At 66.4% G+C, this 17,268-nt stretch carries 15 protein-coding genes; 11 read left to right on the top strand and 4 right to left on the bottom strand.

The window, feature by feature from the left end:
* The first annotated feature begins 252 nt into the window (after positions 1-252).
* Both LZD57_RS16525 and LZD57_RS16520 read left to right on the top strand, forming a co-directional pair.
* On the top strand, positions 253-1,455 hold the full coding sequence (locus LZD57_RS16525) for an efflux RND transporter periplasmic adaptor subunit (protein WP_233720585.1): 1,203 nt from the start codon (positions 253-255) through the stop codon (positions 1,453-1,455).
* Between the two features lie 11 nt (positions 1,456-1,466).
* Positions 1,467-4,610: an efflux RND transporter permease subunit gene (locus LZD57_RS16520; protein WP_233720584.1), complete on the top strand. Its 3,144-nt coding sequence runs from the start codon at positions 1,467-1,469 to the stop codon at positions 4,608-4,610.
* Positions 4,611-4,715: 105 nt separating this feature from the next.
* Here the strand turns inward: LZD57_RS16520 and soxR are convergent, their stop codons facing one another.
* Positions 4,716-5,198 (bottom strand): redox-sensitive transcriptional activator SoxR, encoded by a 483-nt coding sequence (soxR, locus tag LZD57_RS16515; RefSeq protein ID WP_233720583.1) that lies wholly within the window; start codon positions 5,196-5,198, stop codon positions 4,716-4,718.
* 500 nt (positions 5,199-5,698) lie between these two features.
* Between soxR and paoA the strand changes: the two genes are divergently transcribed.
* From paoA to LZD57_RS16495, 4 genes are all read left to right on the top strand, one after another.
* A complete protein-coding gene (gene paoA / locus LZD57_RS16510; RefSeq protein WP_233720582.1) occupies positions 5,699-6,367 on the top strand; it encodes an aldehyde dehydrogenase iron-sulfur subunit PaoA in 669 nt (222 codons plus the stop codon).
* Positions 6,364-7,314 carry an FAD binding domain-containing protein gene (locus LZD57_RS16505; protein WP_233720581.1) on the top strand — a complete coding sequence of 317 codons (951 nt, stop codon included), beginning with the start codon at positions 6,364-6,366 and terminating at the stop codon, positions 7,312-7,314. Before paoA ends, LZD57_RS16505 begins: the two co-directional genes overlap by 4 nt.
* 5 nt (positions 7,315-7,319) lie before the next feature.
* Complete coding sequence (gene paoC, locus LZD57_RS16500; RefSeq protein ID WP_233720580.1) at positions 7,320-9,521, top strand: aldehyde oxidoreductase molybdenum-binding subunit PaoC; 2,202 nt, start codon at positions 7,320-7,322, stop codon at positions 9,519-9,521.
* A 175-nt stretch (positions 9,522-9,696) separates the two neighbouring features.
* Positions 9,697-10,167, top strand: a complete 471-nt coding sequence (locus LZD57_RS16495; protein ID WP_233720579.1) for a cyclophilin-like fold protein — start codon at positions 9,697-9,699, stop codon at positions 10,165-10,167.
* 275 nt (positions 10,168-10,442) lie between these two features.
* On the opposite strand, the gene LZD57_RS16490 is transcribed toward LZD57_RS16495, so the two are convergent.
* Together LZD57_RS16490 and LZD57_RS16485 are read right to left on the bottom strand one after the other, a co-directional pair.
* A complete protein-coding gene (locus tag LZD57_RS16490; protein ID WP_233720578.1) occupies positions 10,443-10,793 on the bottom strand; it encodes a cyclophilin-like fold protein in 351 nt (116 codons plus the stop codon).
* 235 nt (positions 10,794-11,028) lie between these two features.
* Positions 11,029-11,424 carry a (R)-mandelonitrile lyase gene (locus LZD57_RS16485; protein ID WP_233720577.1) on the bottom strand — a complete coding sequence of 132 codons (396 nt, stop codon included), beginning with the start codon at positions 11,422-11,424 and terminating at the stop codon, positions 11,029-11,031.
* A gap of 316 nt (positions 11,425-11,740) precedes the next feature.
* On the opposite strand from LZD57_RS16485, the gene LZD57_RS16480 reads away from it, so the two are divergent.
* Positions 11,741-12,538 (top strand): carboxymuconolactone decarboxylase family protein, encoded by a 798-nt coding sequence (locus LZD57_RS16480; protein ID WP_233720576.1) that lies wholly within the window; start codon positions 11,741-11,743, stop codon positions 12,536-12,538.
* Positions 12,539-12,559: 21 nt separating this feature from the next.
* On the opposite strand, the gene LZD57_RS16475 is transcribed toward LZD57_RS16480, so the two are convergent.
* Positions 12,560-13,453 carry a LysR family transcriptional regulator gene (locus LZD57_RS16475; RefSeq protein WP_233720575.1) on the bottom strand — a complete coding sequence of 298 codons (894 nt, stop codon included), beginning with the start codon at positions 13,451-13,453 and terminating at the stop codon, positions 12,560-12,562.
* 101 nt (positions 13,454-13,554) lie between these two features.
* Here LZD57_RS16475 and LZD57_RS16470 point away from each other — a divergent pair, with 101 nt between their 5' ends.
* From LZD57_RS16470 to LZD57_RS16455, 4 genes are all read left to right on the top strand, one after another.
* On the top strand, positions 13,555-14,190 hold the full coding sequence (locus tag LZD57_RS16470) for an NADPH-dependent F420 reductase (protein WP_233720574.1): 636 nt from the start codon (positions 13,555-13,557) through the stop codon (positions 14,188-14,190).
* Positions 14,191-14,306: 116 nt separating this feature from the next.
* Positions 14,307-15,017, top strand: coding sequence for a RibD family protein (locus LZD57_RS16465; RefSeq protein ID WP_233720573.1), 711 nt, complete (start codon positions 14,307-14,309; stop codon positions 15,015-15,017).
* Between the two features lie 263 nt (positions 15,018-15,280).
* A complete protein-coding gene (locus tag LZD57_RS16460; protein WP_233720572.1) occupies positions 15,281-15,754 on the top strand; it encodes a (R)-mandelonitrile lyase in 474 nt (157 codons plus the stop codon).
* On the top strand, positions 15,751-17,124 hold the full coding sequence (locus tag LZD57_RS16455) for an MFS transporter (protein WP_233720571.1): 1,374 nt from the start codon (positions 15,751-15,753) through the stop codon (positions 17,122-17,124). The genes LZD57_RS16460 and LZD57_RS16455 overlap by 4 nt, the downstream gene beginning before the upstream one ends.
* Positions 17,125-17,268 lie beyond the last annotated feature (144 nt).

Here is a 17,268-nt window from a genome sequence, read left to right as displayed (position 1 = left end):
ACGCGATGCGAATGGCCGGATCCCCTCCTTGCGAACGCTTCGGGATCGAGGCGCGACTTCACGCGCAGTTTCCCGAGAGTCGGAATGGGACGACCGGGCGATTCTTCCGTAACGCAAAAAATCTCGTCCGCGCCACTTGACCTCAAGATAGGTTGAGGTCCTATCAGAACGTCCGGGTCCATCGAACGGGCCCGAGAGACGGGGCCGCTGCGCCCTCGTCCTCGATCGATCACCTCGTATCCGGACCGCCGAATGCCCCGCAAAATCGCATTTTTCCTTTGGCTGTTGAGCATTCCCGTTCTGGTGTCCGCCTGCACGGAATCCGGCGACGAGCAGCAGCAAGCTTCGGCACCGCCGCCGACCGCCGTTCGCACCGTGACGGTCGAGCCGCAGGACGTGCCGCTCCAGCAGGAATATCCCGGACGTCTCTCGCCCGTCCGCCTCGCCGAGGTGCGGGCGCGCGTATCCGGCATCGTCCTCGCCCGCACCTTCACCGAAGGCGGCGACGTCGAGGCGGGTGAAGTCCTGTTCGAAATCGACCCGGCCAAATTCGAGGCCGCGGTCGAATCCGCCAAGGCGCAGATTTATCGCGCCGAGGCGGCGCTGGCCCTCGCGACGCAGCAATTTTCCCGCATCAAGGGGCTCGTCGGGAAAAAGGTGGCGAGCGAGGGCCAGCTCGATGCCGCAGTCGCCGAGCAGCGGCAGGCGGATGCGGAAGTGAAAGTGGCGAAGGCCAATCTTCGCACGGCCGAGCTGGAGCTGAGCTACGCCTCCGTCCGCTCCCCGATCGCCGGGCGCATCGGGCCGGCGCTGGTGACGGAGGGGGCCCTCGTTCGCCAGGAGGACGGCACGAAGATGGCGACCGTGCGCGATCTCTCGTCGGTCTATGTCGACTTCACCGCGCCGCTCGGCGACATTGCCGGACTGTCCGTCGTCGGCGAGAAGGGCGGCGAGCCCGGACCCGACGTCGGCACGGCGGTGGAACTCGTCGGCGACGACGGCAGCGTTTCCCCGCAGCGGGGCAAGCTCTTGTTCTCGTCGGCGGTGGTGGACGAAACGACGGGCCAGGTATCGATCCGGGCGGAGTTTCCCAATGCCGACAGGCAACTGCTTCCCGGCACCTATGTCCGCGTCCGGCTGACGCAGGGCATCGAGCGCCAAGCGCTCCTCGTGCCGCGACAGGCGGTCTCGTGGGACACGCTCGGTCAGGCCAGCGTCAAGCTCGTCGTGGACGGCAAGGCGGTTCAGCAGCCGGTCGTGACGAAGCGCTCGGTGGGTGGCGACTGGCTGATTTCGGAGGGCGTCGCGAGCGGCGATCAGGTGATCGTCGAGGGCTATGAAAGGGCACGTCCGGGCATGCCCGTCGCCGCCGAGCCCGCCAAGGACGACGGGGCCGAGGAAACGCCCGTCGAGAGCTCCTGCAGCCCGGCCTGCAACGCAGCGAACAAGGCCTGAGGAGCGCCCCGATGCCGCAATATTTCATCGACCGGCCCGTCTTCGCCTGGGTCATCGCACTGGCGATCGCGCTCGCCGGCGCCATCGCGATCCCGTTCCTGCCGATCTCGCAATATCCGAACGTCGCGCCGACGACGATCGCGGTGACGACCTCCTATCCCGGCGCCTCGCCGCAGAACCTCTACGACAGCGTCACCAAGCTGATCGAGCAGGAGATGAACGGCGCGACGGGCCTGCTCTACTACGAATCGGTGAGCGACGCCCAAGGCAGCGTGACGATCAACGTCACCTTCGAGGCGGGGACCGATTCGCAGGAGGCGACGGTCGACGTGCAGAACCGCATCAGCCGGGTCGAGTCGCGGCTTCCGGCCTCGGTCCGCCAGCAGGGCGTCAGGGTCGAGGAGACGAGCAACGCCTTCCTGCTCTTCGTCGGCCTGACCTCCACCGACGGCCGGCTCGACGCCATCGATCTCGGCGAGTTCGCCACCCGCAACGTCATCGACGAGTTGCGCCGCCTGCCGGGCGTCGGCAAGGCGCAGCTCTTCGCCACCGAGCGCGCGATGCGGGTCTGGATCGATACCAAGAAGCTCGTCGGCTTCAACCTCACCGCCCAGGACGTCACCAACGCCATCGCCGCACAGAACGCGCAGGTGTCCTCGGGCAGCATCGGCGCCCAGCCGAGCGTGCCGGGCCAGGCGGTGACCGCGACCGTGCTGGCGACGGGTCAGCTGTCGACGGAGGACGAGTTCGAGGAAATCGTCCTGCGGGCCAACCCCGACGGCTCGGTGGTGCGTCTCGCCGACGTCGCAGACGTCGAGTTCGGCGGGCAGAGCTACAACGTCTCGTCGAGCGTCAACGGGCAACCGGCGGCGATGATCGGCATCCAGCTCAATTCCACCGGCAACGCCCTCATCACCGCCGAGGCGGTGAAGTCGCGGATGGACGAGCTGGCCGCCAATTTCCCGCCGGGCATCTCCTGGGACGTTCCCTACGACACGACGCCCTTCGTCGAAGTCTCCATCGAGAAGGTGATCCACACGCTCGGCGAGGCGGTGGCGCTCGTCTTCGTCATCATGTTCCTGTTCCTGCAGAACTTCCGCTACACGCTGATCCCGACGCTGGTGGTCCCGATCGCGCTTCTGGGCACCTGCGCGGCGTTGCAGATCTTCGGCTTCTCGATCAACGTCCTCACCATGTTCGCCATGGTGCTGGCGATCGGCATTCTCGTCGACGACGCGATCGTCGTCGTGGAAAACGTCGAGCGGATCATGGCGCAGGAGGGCTTGCCGCCGCGCGAAGCGACGAAGAAGGCGATGAAGCAGATCACCGGCGCGGTGATCGGCATCACCGTGGTTCTGATCGCCGTCTTCGTGCCCATGGCCTTCTTCCCCGGCGCGATCGGCATCATCTACCGGCAGTTCTCGCTCACCATCGTCATGTCGATGGTCTTCTCGGCGCTGATGGCGCTGACGCTGACGCCGGCGCTGTGCGCGACGATCCTGAAGCCGATTCCGGCGGGCCACGAGCATCACAAGAACTGGTTCTTCCGGCTCTTCGACAAGCTGATCGGCAAGACGACGGCCGGCTATGGCCGGGTCGTCGGCGGCGCGGTCCGGCGCAATGTGCGCATGCTCGCGGTCTATGCCGCGATCGTCGGCGCGCTCGGCTACGCCTATTCCAAGCTTCCCTCGGGCTTCCTGCCGCTGGAAGACCAGGGCTACGCCATCGCCGCGACCCAGCTTCCCGCAGGCGCGACGGCGGAACGTACGGCCGGCGTCCTCGACAAAGTCAACGATTTCTTTCTCAACCGATCAGGCGTGAAGCGGATCGTCTCGGTTCTCGGCTACGGCTTCAACGGCAATGGCCAGAATGCCGGCCTCTCTTTCGCGACCTTCGAGGACTGGGACGAGCGGGGGCCGGGGGACTCCTCCGAAGCGATCGTCGGCTCGGCCCTGGGCGCGCTGGCCGGCCTGCCGGAAGGGTCCGTCTTTACCCTCACCCCGCCGCCGATCGCGGCACTCGGCAATGCCAGCGGCTTCAGCTTCCGGCTGCAGGACCGCGCCAATCTCGGAAACGCCGAGCTGGTCGCAGCCGCAAACACCCTTCTCGGCATGGCCTATCAAAGCCCGGTCATCGGCTATCCGTATATCGAGGGCCTGCCGCCCGCGCCGCAGGTGATGATCGACGTGGATCGGCGCAAGGCGAATGCCTACGGCCTCACCTTCGATGCGATCAACGCGGTCCTCTCGACCTCGATCGGCTCGTCCTACGTCGCGGATTTTCCCAATGCCGGGCGGATGCAGCGGGTGATCGTCCAGTCGAAGGCCGACGAGCGCATGGACGTCGAGAGCATCCTCGATCTGAACGTGCGCAACAGCAGGGGCGAGATGGTGCCGCTGTCGGCCTTCGCCAAGGCGAGCTGGGCCGAGGGGCCGACCCAGGTCGTCGGCTATAACGGGCTTCAGGCCGTGAAGATTTCCGGGAGCGCGGCGCCCGGCCATTCCAGCGGCGAGGCCATGCAGGAGATGGAGCGTCTCGCGGGCCAACTGCCTCCGGGATTCGGCTTCGAATGGACCGGCCAGTCCTACCAGGAAAAGGCCTCCGGCAATGCCGCGCCCTTCCTGCTCGGCCTCTCGCTGGTCTTCGTCTTCCTCTGCCTGGCCGCGCTGTACGAAAGCTGGTCGATCCCGATCGCGGTCATGCTGGTGGTGCCGCTCGGCGCGATCGGCGCGGTCGTCGGCGTCATGTGGCGGGGCCTGCCGAACGACATCTATTTCACCGTCGGCCTGATCACCATCATCGGCCTGTCGGCCAAGAACGCCATCCTGATCATCGAGTTCGCCCGCGAACTGAGGGCCGAGGGCAAGCCGCTCGTCGAGGCGACGGTCGAGGCGGCGAAGCTGCGCTTCCGGCCGATCCTGATGACGTCCTTCGCCTTCATCCTTGGCGTCGTCCCCCTCGCCTTCGCGACCGGGGCGAGTTCGGCGAGCCAGCGGGCGATCGGCACGGGCGTGCTCGGCGGCATGATCTCCGCGACGGTCCTCGCCGTTCTTCTGGTGCCGACCTTCTTCGTCGTCGTCTCGAAGCTGTTCAGACGGAAGAAACCGGCCGAGGCGGCGCATGGAGAGGCGGAAGCCGTCGCCCATCCGGCCTGAGCCCGGCGACGAGAGCATGCGACCCGATTTCGGCATCGGGTTTCATGCCCTGGTTCTTCGTTTTCGCATCGGATTTTCCGAAAATCGGCATCCGCTTCCGATGCTCTAATCCGCCGACTGCAGAAGGACCGCGCCCGTCGCGGTCCTTCCCAGTTCGTCCTGGGGATTGCGCAAGGGACACTGCTTCATGGAGAGGCAGCCGCAACCGATACAGCCGTCCATGGCGTCGCGGATCTGCGTCAATGCGGTGATCCGCTCCTGCAGGCCTTGCCGCCAGTGCGAGGAAAGCCGCTTCCAGTCCTCGGCATTGGGGGCCCGGTCGGCCGGCAGCGTGGCGAGCGCCGCCTTGATCTCCGCCAGCGAGAAACCCGCCCGCTGGGCGATCCGGATGATCGCGACGCGCCGCAGGAGCGCCCGCGGATAGCGCCGCTGGTTGCCGCCGGTACGTCGGGGCGAGATCAGCCCCTTGGCCTCATAGAAATGCAGGGTCGAGACGGCGATCCCCGACCGCTCGCCGAACTCGCCGACCGAAAGTTCGTCCCGCAGACGCCCCGACCCGCTCACGCTCCACCTCCAAATCTCGATCATGCTTTGGGTTTCGTAGGCGCCCGACGCAAACGTCGCAAGTGACGGGGCCGGCATAGCGAGCCCGATGTCGCAACGACTGCGGTCGGTTTGGGGCCATCGGGGCTTGGTGAGCGCCGATCAACTTTTTGTCGGATCAATCGTGATCGCTTCCGAAACCTCCCACGCGCTCCGGCAACACCCTGATTTATCTCGATAATCATATCCATTTCGCCATTCATGAGCGTGGTTCATCACCGCTATCGCGGGATCTGCGATTACCGTCATTCCTTCGGTGGCTAGTTTGCTCACTCTGGAACCTTTCCATTGTCGGTGCCGCATGGCCCCGAAAACGATGGAGAGCGGCACGCACCGTGATGGTCGAACCAACCGACGATGGGGAGACCGGAAATTCGGGACTGATCATCGGCGCGGTTCGGCTCGCAGGCACGACGATCCGAAGCGCAACGCCTCGGCCAAGTCGGATTGGCCTCGACTGACGACGGAGAAGAGGATGGGCACTCATGAAACGTGAACACAATGGCGGGATCACCCGGCGCGATCTGATGATCGTGGGTGCCGCGACCGCCGCGACCTACGCCTTTCCGAAGGTGGCCTACGGCCAGGCGAACGTCGAAGCTCCGGCGAGCGGCGAGGCGCTGAAGGCGCTCGACGCTTCGTTGAAATCCGAGGTGAGCTTCACGGTGAACGGCACGGCGCGGGACATCGCCGTCGACAATCGCACGACCCTGCTCGACGCGCTCCGCGAGACGCTGCAACTGACCGGCACGAAGAAGGGCTGCGATCACGGGCAATGCGGCGCCTGCACGGTCTCGGTCAACGGCCGGCGGATCAATTCGTGCCTGACGCTCGCGGTCATGCACCAGGACGACGAGATCACCTCGATCGAAGGGCTCGGCACCCCGGACGACCTGCACCCGATGCAGGCGGCCTTCATCGAACACGATGGCTATCAGTGCGGCTACTGCACGCCCGGTCAGATCTGTTCGGCCAAGGCGACGCTGGAAGAGATCCGCGCCGGCATACCCAGCCACGTCACGGCCGATATCACCGGCCCGATCGAGGCGAGCGACGACGAGATCCGCGAGCGCATGAGCGGCAACATCTGCCGCTGCGGCGCCTATTCGAACATTCTCGCCGCCATCAAGGACGTGAAGGGGCAGAACGCATGAGAGCCTTCAGCTACGAACGGGCTTCGAGCCCGCAGGCCGCCGCGCAGGCCGCGATGGCCCGCGACAACGCCAAGTTCATCGCCGGCGGCACCAATCTTCTCGACCTGATGAAGCTCGAGATCGAGACCCCCACCCATCTGGTCGACGTCAACGGCCTCGGCCTCGACACGATCGAGGAGACCGACGCGGGGGGCCTGCGAATCGGTGCCCTGGTGTCGAACACCGCGCTCGCCGCCGACGAGCGCGTTCGCCGCGACTACGGCGTCCTGACGCGGGCGATCGTCGCCGGCGCGTCGGGCCAGCTCCGCAACAAGGCGACGACCGGCGGCAATCTCCTGCAGCGCACCCGGTGCCCGTATTTCTACGACACCAACATGCCCTGCAACAAACGCGCGCCCGGCACCGGCTGCTCCGCGATCGAAGGCTTCTCGCGCTCGCTCGCGGCCATCGGCGGATCGGATTTCTGCATCGCCACCTATCCCGGCGACATGGCGGTCGCCATGCGGGTGCTCGATGCCGAGATCGAGACGGTCGATCCGGACGGCGAGACGCGCACCATCCCGATCGCCGACTTCCACAAACTGCCCGGCGAAACGCCGGAGGTGGAGAACGAGCTGCGGCCGGGCGAACTCATCACCGCCGTGACGCTTCCCGCCTCGGTCGGCGGCCGGCACTTCTATCACAAGGTCCGGGATCGTTCGTCCTATGCCTTCGCGCTCGTTTCGGTCGCCGCGATCGTCAACGAGGACGGCACGGGCCGGGTCGCGCTCGGCGGCATCGCGCCCAAGCCCTGGCGCGACGAGACGGCCGAAGCGGAGATGCCGAACGGCGCCTCGGCCGTCATGCGGCGTCTCCTCGCCGATGCCAAACCGACCGAGGAAAACCAGTTCAAGGTTCCGCTGGCCGAGCGCACGCTCGCGGCGGTTCTCAGCGAAGCGAAGGGATGAGTCCCATGGAATTCAACAATCCAGCCGAAAACAACGTCTTCGATCGCGCGAAGGTCATCGGCCAGCCGCTTCGCCGCATCGACGGGCCCTTGAAGGTTTCGGGCACGGCGCCCTACGCCTATGAGCGACACGACGCCGTTCCGGGGCAGGCCTACGGCTACCCCGTGGGCTCGGCCATCGCCAAGGGGCGCATCACCAATATCGACACTTCCGCGGCCGAAGCCGCGCCGGGCGTGCTCGGCATCGTGACCACGCTCGAGCACGATCCGATCGAGAATTTGTGGGACTACGATCCCGTCCGCCATTTCGGCGGTGACGAGATTCTCCACTATCACCAGGCCGTCGCGGTGGTGGTTGCCGAGACTTTCGAGCAGGCGCGTGCGGCCGCAAACCTCCTCGACATCACCTACGAGCGTGACGAGAGCGCGAATTTCGACCTCTCCAAAACCCCTCAGGCGTCCGGCGATAGCGATGCCGATCCGGTGCAGAATGTCGGCGACTTCGAAAGCGCTTTCGCCTCCGCCGCCGTCAAGCTCGACCAGACCTATACGACGCCGGCCGAAAGCCATTCGATGATGGAGCCCCACGCGACCATCGCCGCCTGGGACGGCGATAAGGTCACGCTCTGGACGTCCAACCAGATGATCGAATGGGGTCGTCAGTCGATTGCCAAGGCGTTCGACATCGCGCCGGACAATGTGCGGCTCGACAGCCCGTATCTCGGCGGCGGCTTCGGCGCCAAGCTCTTCGTACGCTCCGACGCCGTCATGGCGGGGCTTGCGGCGCGCAAGGTCGGTCGTCCGGTGAAGGTCACGCTGCCGCGCCCGATGGTCTTCAACAACACCACCCATCGCGGCGAGACGATCCAGCATATCCGCATCGGCGCCGACGAAAACGGCAAGATCACCGCGATCGGCCACCACAATGCGACCAACGCGCTGACCGCGGTCGGCGGCGAAAACGCAACCTTGCCGATCGTCGCCTTCTATGCCGGCGCCAACCGCCACATCGTCAACGCGCCGGCGAAGATGCATCTGCCGAATTCCAATGCGATGCGCGCGCCGGGCGAGACCGCCGGTCTGATGGCGTTCGAGATCGCCATGGACGAGATGGCGGAGAAGCTCGGCATGGATCCGGTGGAATTCCGCATTGCCAACGACACGCAGGTCGATCCCGGCAATCCGGACGTCCCGTTCTCCGACCGCCATTTCGTCGAGTGCCTCGAACGCGGCGCGGAAACCTTCGGCTGGTCGAACCGGAACACCGCGCCGGGCGCCACGCGCGACGGAGCCTGGATGATCGGTCACGGCGTCGCCGGCGCCTATCGGCCCGCTCCCGTGCAGAAATCGGGGGCACGCGTCGTGCTCGAGCCGGACGGCACGCTCCGGGTCGAGAGCGACATGACCGACATCGGCACGGGCTCCTACACGGTGATGGCGCAGACGGCGGCCGAGGTAATGGGGCTGACCATCGACGACGTGTCGATCGACCTCGGCGACTCGAATTATCCCGTCTCGGCCGGTTCCGGCGGCCAGTGGGGCGCGGCGAGCGCCACGGCCGGCGTCTATGCGGCCTGCGTCGCGTTGCGCGAGCAGATCGCCGAGCGTCTGGCGGTGGCCGAGGGCGATCTGACCTTCGAGGACGGCGCGGTGCGCCATGGCGACACCTCGACCCCGCTCTCGCAGATCGGCAAGGGCGAGGAGATCGCGGCCGAGGATTCCATCGAGTTCGGCGACTTCCGCTCGAAGGAAGCGCTGGTCTCGACTTTCGGCGCGCATTTCGTCGAGGTCGCCGTCCACGCCCACACCGGCGAGATCCGCATCCGCCGCATGCTGGCCGTCTGCGATTCCGGCCGCATCCTCAACCCGCTGACGGCCCGCAGCCAGGTCATCGGCGCGATGACCATGGGCGTCGGCGGCGCGATCATGGAGGAGATGGCGGTCGATCACCGTCACGGCTTCTTCGTCAACCACGATCTCGCCGGTTACGAGGTGCCGGTCCATCTCGACATTCCGAGCCAGGAAGTGATCTTCCTCGAGACCACCGACCCCTATTCGACGCCGCTGAAGGCCAAGGGCGTCGGCGAACTCGGCCTGTGCGGGGTCGCCGCCGCCATCGCCAACGGCGTCTACAACGCCACGGGCGTGCGCGTACGCGACTATCCGGTGACGCTCGACAAGATCATCGGTCAGCTGCCGGCCGTGTGACGAGTGAATACCGTTCCGAGGGCTTCGGCGAGCCTTCGGAACGGTGCATCGATACGATCGCTCGAAGTTCGAACCTGCCGAGGCGCACCGCTTGCGCTTGCTCTCGACCGATTGCTCCCTGCCCCATGCCCGCGTTGCATGTCTATCAATCCATTCGCGAGTTCAAAGACGTCCCATGACCTCCAACCATGTCTCGATCAGCCGCAGAACGCTCATCGGAGCCGCGATCGGCAGCGCCGTGTGGCCCGGACTGGCATGGGCGCAATCCGACGGCGCGCAGGCGGAAGAGGTCTTCATGACGATCCGCTGCCGGTTCGGCGATCACGATTTCACGGTGGATCTCTACGACGGACGCGCAGCGCGGGACTTCGCCGCGATGCTGCCGCTGGAACTGCCCATCAAGGACTTCTCGAACAACGAGAAGATCGCCTATCTGCCGGAAAAGTTGACGCTGGAAGGCCGGCGGGACATCGAGAACGAAGCGCCCGGCGATCTCTGCTACTTCATCCCCTGGGGCAATCTCGCCTTCTTCTATGGCGACTACACCTATCGCGACGACCTGATCCGGCTCGGCCGGATGAAGAACTGGCAGGAGCCCCTGGCCGATCGCGGCGAATATACGCTACGGATCGAAGCCGTCTCCTGACCTATGGGCGGCGGTGACGCCGTCATCGCCGCGAGCGTGCGGGCGAGGGGGATCGACTGCATGGTCGCGCCGGTCTTCGCATCCAAGAGATAGGCGAGGTCGGCGACCGTCCGGCCCGCCCAGTTGCCGATGCGGAGATCGTCGGCCTTGGCGATGACTGCCAGGGTTCGGGGTCCCAGGATGACATGCCTGCCTCCTCTTTCGTGTTTGATGGCCTGCCAGTGGCGCCGGGCGTCGGCATCACCGGGAATGGACGTTTACGGGCCGGCGGCGGCTCAGTCGGCCGGTTCGAGGCGAACGGCGAAGGGCTCGTCGTTCCTCAGCGCGTCGATCGCGCCGTCGAAGCTGCCGAGCCGGACCAGGCCGGCGGAATCGGAAAAGTCGCGATAGAAGATCGCGAGGTTTCCCCACGGCGCGTAATAGGTGATGTCGCCTTTCGCCGGCTCGTAGCTGCGCGGCGCGTCCCCGACGTCGAGCTTCCTCGGAAGATCGGCGATCTTCTCCGTCGAGGCGTAGTCCTTCAGGATCAGTTGCATGGGAAGCAGCGAGGCGAAATCCCGCGCCGCCGCGCTGTCGTCCAGCGTCGCGGACAGGATGGTCTCGCCGGCGACGATACGGATCTTCATGGGCTTCTCCCCTATTTTCCATGGGACCGCGGCAGTCGCGTCGCGTCTCGGACACCGACGCATGCCGAAGCCGGTGGATACGGCACGGGGCCGGCCTCTTGGTCGACTGCTGGTCCAAAGAAGCAGCAAGGCTCGCGACGCATCGGCGTGGCCCCGAGTTCGGCCGTCATCAAGTGCCTCGCGCGGCCGACCGGCCCACCGGAACGGGCCGGTCGCGGGCAAGACGTCGTGGCGCTCAGCCCTGGTACTGCTCGTCGGTGACCTTCTCCATCCAGGTGACGGGGCTGCCGTCGATCGCTTCCTGGATGGCGATATGGGTCATCGCCGTCTTCGGCGAGGCGCCGTGCCAGTGTTTTTCCCCGGCCGGAAACCAGACGATGTCGCCGGGCCGAATCTCCTCGATCGGTCCGCCTTCGCGCTGAACGCGTCCGAAGCCGGCGGTGACGATCAGCGTCTGGCCGGCCGGATGGGTGTGCCAGGCGGTTCGCGCACCCGGCTCGAACGTCACGGACGCGCCGGCGACGCGGCCCGGATCTTCGGCCTTGAACAGCGGATCGAGGCGCACCGTGCCGGTGAAATACTCTTCGGGGCCCTTGCCGGACGGGGTGTCTCCTGGGCGTGTGATCTTCATGGATCCTCTCCTTTCATCGGAAGCTTTCTGATCCACGACGACACATAGGGCCCATGGGCCGATGACGTCAGGGTGATCGCCGCGCGAACAGATATGAAGCGCGCTCATGGAACCACCATGCACCGCTGGCTTTGCCTTTGGAACACCGCAGCCGGCATTCGATGAGCGCGTCTCATCAGACTTATCGGGATCGAGCAACTAAAGCCCCGAACCTGCCGCGCTTACCTCGGACGCGTCGGCGCCCTCGCCGCCGGACCATTGAAGCCACTGGCGCGACGAGCCGAAAGGCCGCGCCCGCGACGAAAGGAATGATCCCATGCGCCATATCGCAGCCATCGCCTGCACGCTGTCCCTGGCAACCGCGCCGGCCCTCGCGCAGCAGACTATGCCCTTCGACAGCCAGGAGATCGGGACCGTCTCGCCAGCGCTCGAAGCCTATACGAAAGACGATCTGTTCGGGAAGGTCTGGGAGAACGCAGCGCTGTCCAAACGCGATCGCAGCCTCGCGACGGTCGCCGCGCTGATCGCCCGCAGCCAGTCCGAAGGCCTCGAGGACTATATCGGCCATGCGCTCGACAACGGCGTCACGCCCGCCGAGATCTCGGAAGTGATCACTCATCTGGCCTTTTATGCCGGCTGGCAGAACGCGATGATCGGCGTCGATGCGGCGTCCGACGTCTTCGAAGAGCGTGGCATCTCCGCCGATCGGCTGCCGGCGGCGAACCCGGACGACATGCTGCCGCTCGACCAGGAAGCCGAGGCCGCGCGACAGTCGTCCGTGCAGGAACGCTACGGCGACGTCAGCCAGGGCGTGGTCGACGACACCGAACGGCTTCTCTTCCGCGATCTCTGGCTGCGCCCCGGGCTCGAGCCCCGCGACCGCAGCCTGGTGACCGTCGCCGCGCTGATCGCCGCCGGACACGTCGATCAGATCACCTTCCACCTCGACCGGGCGATGGACAACGGACTGACCAAGGACGAGGCCTCCGCCATGCTGTCGCATCTGGCCTTCTACGCCGGCTGGCCGAACGTCTTCTCCGCCATGCCGGTCGCTCAGAAGGTGTTTCAGGGGCGCGATGGCCAGGCGGAGACCCGGTCCGAAGGACAGAACTGATCGTCTCCGAGACGCCTTGCGTCAGTCTTTGTGACGAAGGGCGTCGAGAATGACGCCGAAGGCGGGGGAGTGCTGACGCCGGTGCGGATAGTAGAGATAATAGCCGGCAAAAGGCGGGCTCCAATCCTCCAGAACGGGAACGAGCCGTCCCGCGTCGATGTGAGGGCGGGCCAGATCTTCGGGCACGTAACCGAGCCCGTAGCCCGCGACGGCAGCCTCGACCACGGGACCGATGGCGTTGAAGGTCATCTGCCCGTCCACCCGCACGCGCAATTCCCGTCCGTCCTTGGCGAACTCCCACGGATAGAGGCCGCCATGGGTCGGCAGGCGCAGATTGATGCAGACGTGGCCGGTCAGATCCTGCGGCGTCCGCGGCATGCTCCGCGTTTCGAGATAGGCCGGCGAGCCGATGACGAGCATGCGGAAATCCGGCCCGATGCGCACCGCGATCATGCCTTCCGAGACCTGCTCGCCGAGCCGCACCCCGGCGTCGTAGCGTTCGCCGACGATGTCGGCGAGCGCGTAGTCGCTGACGATCTCGACCTTGAGTTCGGGATACTGCTTGAGCACCGGGGCGAGCTTCGGCCAGACGAGCGTTTCGGCCGCATGGTCGACCATCGTCATCCGGATCGCCCCAGCAGGCCTGTCCTTCGTTTCGACCAGCGCCTGCAGCTCTTTCTCGATCTCGGCGAAGAAGGGTGCGATCCGCTCGAGGATGCGTTGTCCTTCGGCCGTCGACGTCACCTTGCGGGTCGTGCGCGTCAGAAGGCGAAGGCCGAGGCGCTCTTCGAGGGCGCGAACCGAATGGCTCAGGGCGGACTGCGACACGCCGATCTGCGCGGCCGCGCGGGTGAAGCTGCCTTCGCGCGCGACGGCGATGAAAGAGAGGAGATCGGCCATGTTTTCGCGCAGCATTGATGAACGTCCGTCATGAGGGCACGGCGAATTATGGCCCGATCGCATAGCAGGAAAAGTGGCCGTGTCGCGATCGTGAAGCTCTGGGAAGGAACGGCAACATGAAGATCGGCATTCTCGGCTCCGGCCGCATGGGGGCCGCCCTCGGGACGATCTGGGCCCGTTCCGGCCATGACGTCGCCTTCAGCTACTCGCGCAGCCCGCAAAAGCTCGAGAGGCTGGCGAGCGAGACACGCGGTCGAACCGCAGATCCGGCGGATGTCGCTGCGGATGCAGACGCCGTCCTGCTCGCCGTGCACTGGTCGCGGATCGACGACGTTCTCGATCGGGCCGGCCCCCTCACCGGCAAGGTGGTGGTGAATTGCTGCGTGCCGCTCGATCAGGCCGACCGCGACCTCGTCATCGGGACGACGACGTCGGGAGCCGAGGAACTTGCCCGCAGGCTGCCGCAGGCGCGGCTGGTCTCCGCTTTCAATACGAGCCCCAGCGAGGCGCTGCCGAAGGTCTACGAGCGGCGGCAGACCATGCCCCGCCCCCAGCTGCTCTTTTATGGCGACGACGACGGCGCCAAGACCGTCGCGCGGCAGCTCATCGAGGATGCCGGCTACGAACCGCTCGATGCGGGAGCGTTGCGCACGGCGCGTTTCGTCGAGCCCTTCGCCATGGTGACGGCCGAACTCGCCTATGGCCGGCCGGGCGGTCCGAAACTGGTCTACCGCTTCGAGCATCTTCCCTGACCGCGCATGAGCAGCGCTCATGAGTGTCAGCGAAAGAGTTCCGGTAATTCCGTCGCCCGAAGCGACTTACGTTCTGGGCACCGAATTCGCATTTGCCTGAGAAAAGACGAGAGACGATGCGCCCGAAAATCACCTGCCACATGATCACTTCGCTCGACGGGCGCCTTCACCCGAGCCGTTGGAGCGACCCCGTCGACTGTCGGATCGGCGACCTGACGGACAGGCACTACGACGCGACCGCCGAACGTCTCGGGGCACAGGGCTGGATCGTCGGCCGCAGGACGATGGCGGAAATGAGCGCCGAAACGGACGCGGTCGCTCTCCTCGACGAACCGAGACAGCGTCCGCCGCACATGGTCGAACGCAACGGCCGCGACCTTGCCGTCGCCGTCGATCCGTCGGGGCGGCTGCGCTTCGACACCGGAGAGATCGGCGGGGATCAGGTGGTGCTGTTCCTTTCCGAACGAGTGCCGGACGAGGTTCTCGCCACGTTCCGCGAGACCGGCGTCTCCTACGTTTTCGCCGGCCCGGACGGGCATGACATGACAGCGGCGCTGAAGATGCTCGCGGAAGCGACGGGGGTCGAGCATTTGCTTCTGGAAGGTGGCGGCGCGACGAATGGCGCGTTCCTCGCGGCCGGTCTGATCGACGAGGTCAGCACGCTGATCTGCCCCGCCATCGACGGGCTGGCGGGCGTTCCCTCGATCTTCGACCACAATGGCGAGCCCGACAGCCGTCCGACCGACGGACAGCATCTGCGCCTCCTCGCCTGCGAGACCCTCGAGGGCGGTGTCGTCTGGCTGCGCCACGAGATCGTCCACGACTAGGGCATGATCCCGAAAAGTGGAAACCGGTTTTCGGAAAAGATCATGCGCAAACAGGAAGATGGAGTGCGAGGATGAGGGAAGCTCATCTCATCCCGCTCCAGAGCGGAGGCGAAGATCGACACGCGCGGGGCGTTCCGTCCCGCCCGCGAAAGGAATGGTTCGTCCCGCAAAGTTTCGTCCGAGCGGCGAAAGAGCGCTTCCAGCCGGAGCGCGTCACCAGGCCCATCGGCCGCCCGAGCAACACCGACCGAAGGAGACCAGACATGATGTTCAAGCAAGCAGGTATCGCCGTCGCCCTGGCACTCGCCAGCACCGGCGCCCTGGCGCAGAGCCAGGAAGTCATCAAGAACGGCAGCCGGGACGGCACGATCGGCTCGTCCGACAACTTCACCGGAACGGCCTATGTCGAACCGGTCTTCGACAACCGCGATCCCTTCGCCGTCAATGCCGGCAAGGTGACGTTCCTGCCCGGCGCCCGTTCCAACTGGCATACCCACCCGGCGGGCCAGATGCTCGTCGTCACCGAGGGCACGGGCTGGGTCCAGGAAGAAGGCCAGCCGAAAGAGATCATCCAGCCCGGCGACGTGGTCTGGTGCCCGCCGGACGTCAGGCACTGGCACGGCGCCACCGACACGACCGCGGTCACGCACTACGCCATCCAGCAATTTAAGGACGGCGAGAACGTCGTCTGGGGCGACCCGGTGACCGACGAACAATATGCGGGACCGGCCGAGTGACCACCGCCGACATCCGGGTGGGCGCGAACCGCGCGCCCACCCTTTTCATCGTCTCTGCGGCAACGATGCTCGTTCTCGTCGTCTTCACCGTTCCGTTGACGACGATCGAGCCGACCGCCGCCGCTCTCGCCGCCGGGCCCGGCGCACAAGCCTGGCTTCTCAGCGCCATGCCCCTGGGCGCAGCCACCGGCCTTCTCAGCGCCGGGGCACTCGGTGACGACCGCGGCCGCCGCGCGGTCTTCCTCTACGGTCTGGCAGTGATGGCGGCGGCATCCGTTGCCGGTGCGCTCGCGCCGACCTCCCTCGTCCTCATCCTCGCCCGCCTCGTCCAGGGGCTCGGCGGAGCGGCCGTGATGGCATGCGGCCTCGGGCTTATCGGCCGCGCCTTTCCGGGAGGACGCGCGCGCACCCGCGCCACGGCCGTCTGGGCCGCTTCGCTCGGCGGAGGCGTCGCCGCGGGGCCGATCCTCGCGGCCCTCCTGACCGGCCTCGCCGGCTGGACCGCATCCTACTGGGCCGACGCGCTGGCCTCGGGCCTGTTGCTGATGCTCGGACGATCGATGCTGCCGGCCGACGAGGCGCGGCGGGACCGGCGGGTCGATTGGCTGGGCACGGCGCTGCTGATGGCGGGGCTCGCCATGGTGATGTCGGGGCTCACCGAGATGCGGCTGGGGCTCGCCCGGCCCTCCGTCGTGATGCTTCTGGTCGGCGGACTTGCGCTGCTCATCGGCTTCGTCCTTCACGAGGCGCGCGGCAGCGACCCGCTTCTCGATCTCCGTCTCTTCCGCAGCGGCGGCTTCGTCGGTGCGACCGTCGCCGCTTTCGCCTCCGGCGCCGGCATTCTGGCGTTGATGTCGCTCGTCCCGGTGCTTCTGTCCCGCGCCCTCGGCGTCGATGCCGTGACGGCGGGGATCGTGCTCTGCGCGTGGTCGGCGACCAGCGTCGTCACGGCGTTGGCGGGGCGTTGGATCCCCGACACGTGGTCGCCGCGCATGCTGCTCGTCGCCGGCCTCGCCGGATGCGCGATCGCCCAGCTTCTCGTCTACGGCCCGTCCGCAGGTGGCTCGATCCTCGCGCTGCTGCCCGGCCTGTTCCTTGCCGGCGCCGCCAACGGCGTTCTCAACGCCGCCCTCGGCCAACAGGCGGTGGCGACCGTTCCGGCCGACCGTACCGCGATGGGAAGTGGTGCGAACAACACCGCCCGGTATCTGGGTTCGGCGATCGGCATCACCATCGGTGCCGTCCTCATCGCACACGGCGCCGAAGTCGGCGGGCCATCCGGTCTGATCGATGGTTGGGACGAGGCCGTGATGGTCACGACGGGCTTTTCGGTGCTCGGCGCGATCGTCGTCGCCCTGGCGGGAGACTGACCCATCACCCCGCCGGATCATATTCCCGGTCATTGCGATGACGGGATAAGCGCCATCGGAACACCGCCGAACGGTCCGGCTGGAGCGGGATGAAACGAGCTTCGCTCATCCTTCCGCTCCATCCTCCTTTTGCGCATGATCTTT

Origin of the sequence: Jiella avicenniae (genome assembly GCF_021390325.1) — a bacterium.
GTDB classification, from domain to species: domain Bacteria; phylum Pseudomonadota; class Alphaproteobacteria; order Rhizobiales; family Rhizobiaceae; genus Jiella; species Jiella avicenniae.
Note: the sequence above shows the minus strand (reverse complement) of the source record. Positions and strands in the feature narration are given on the sequence as shown.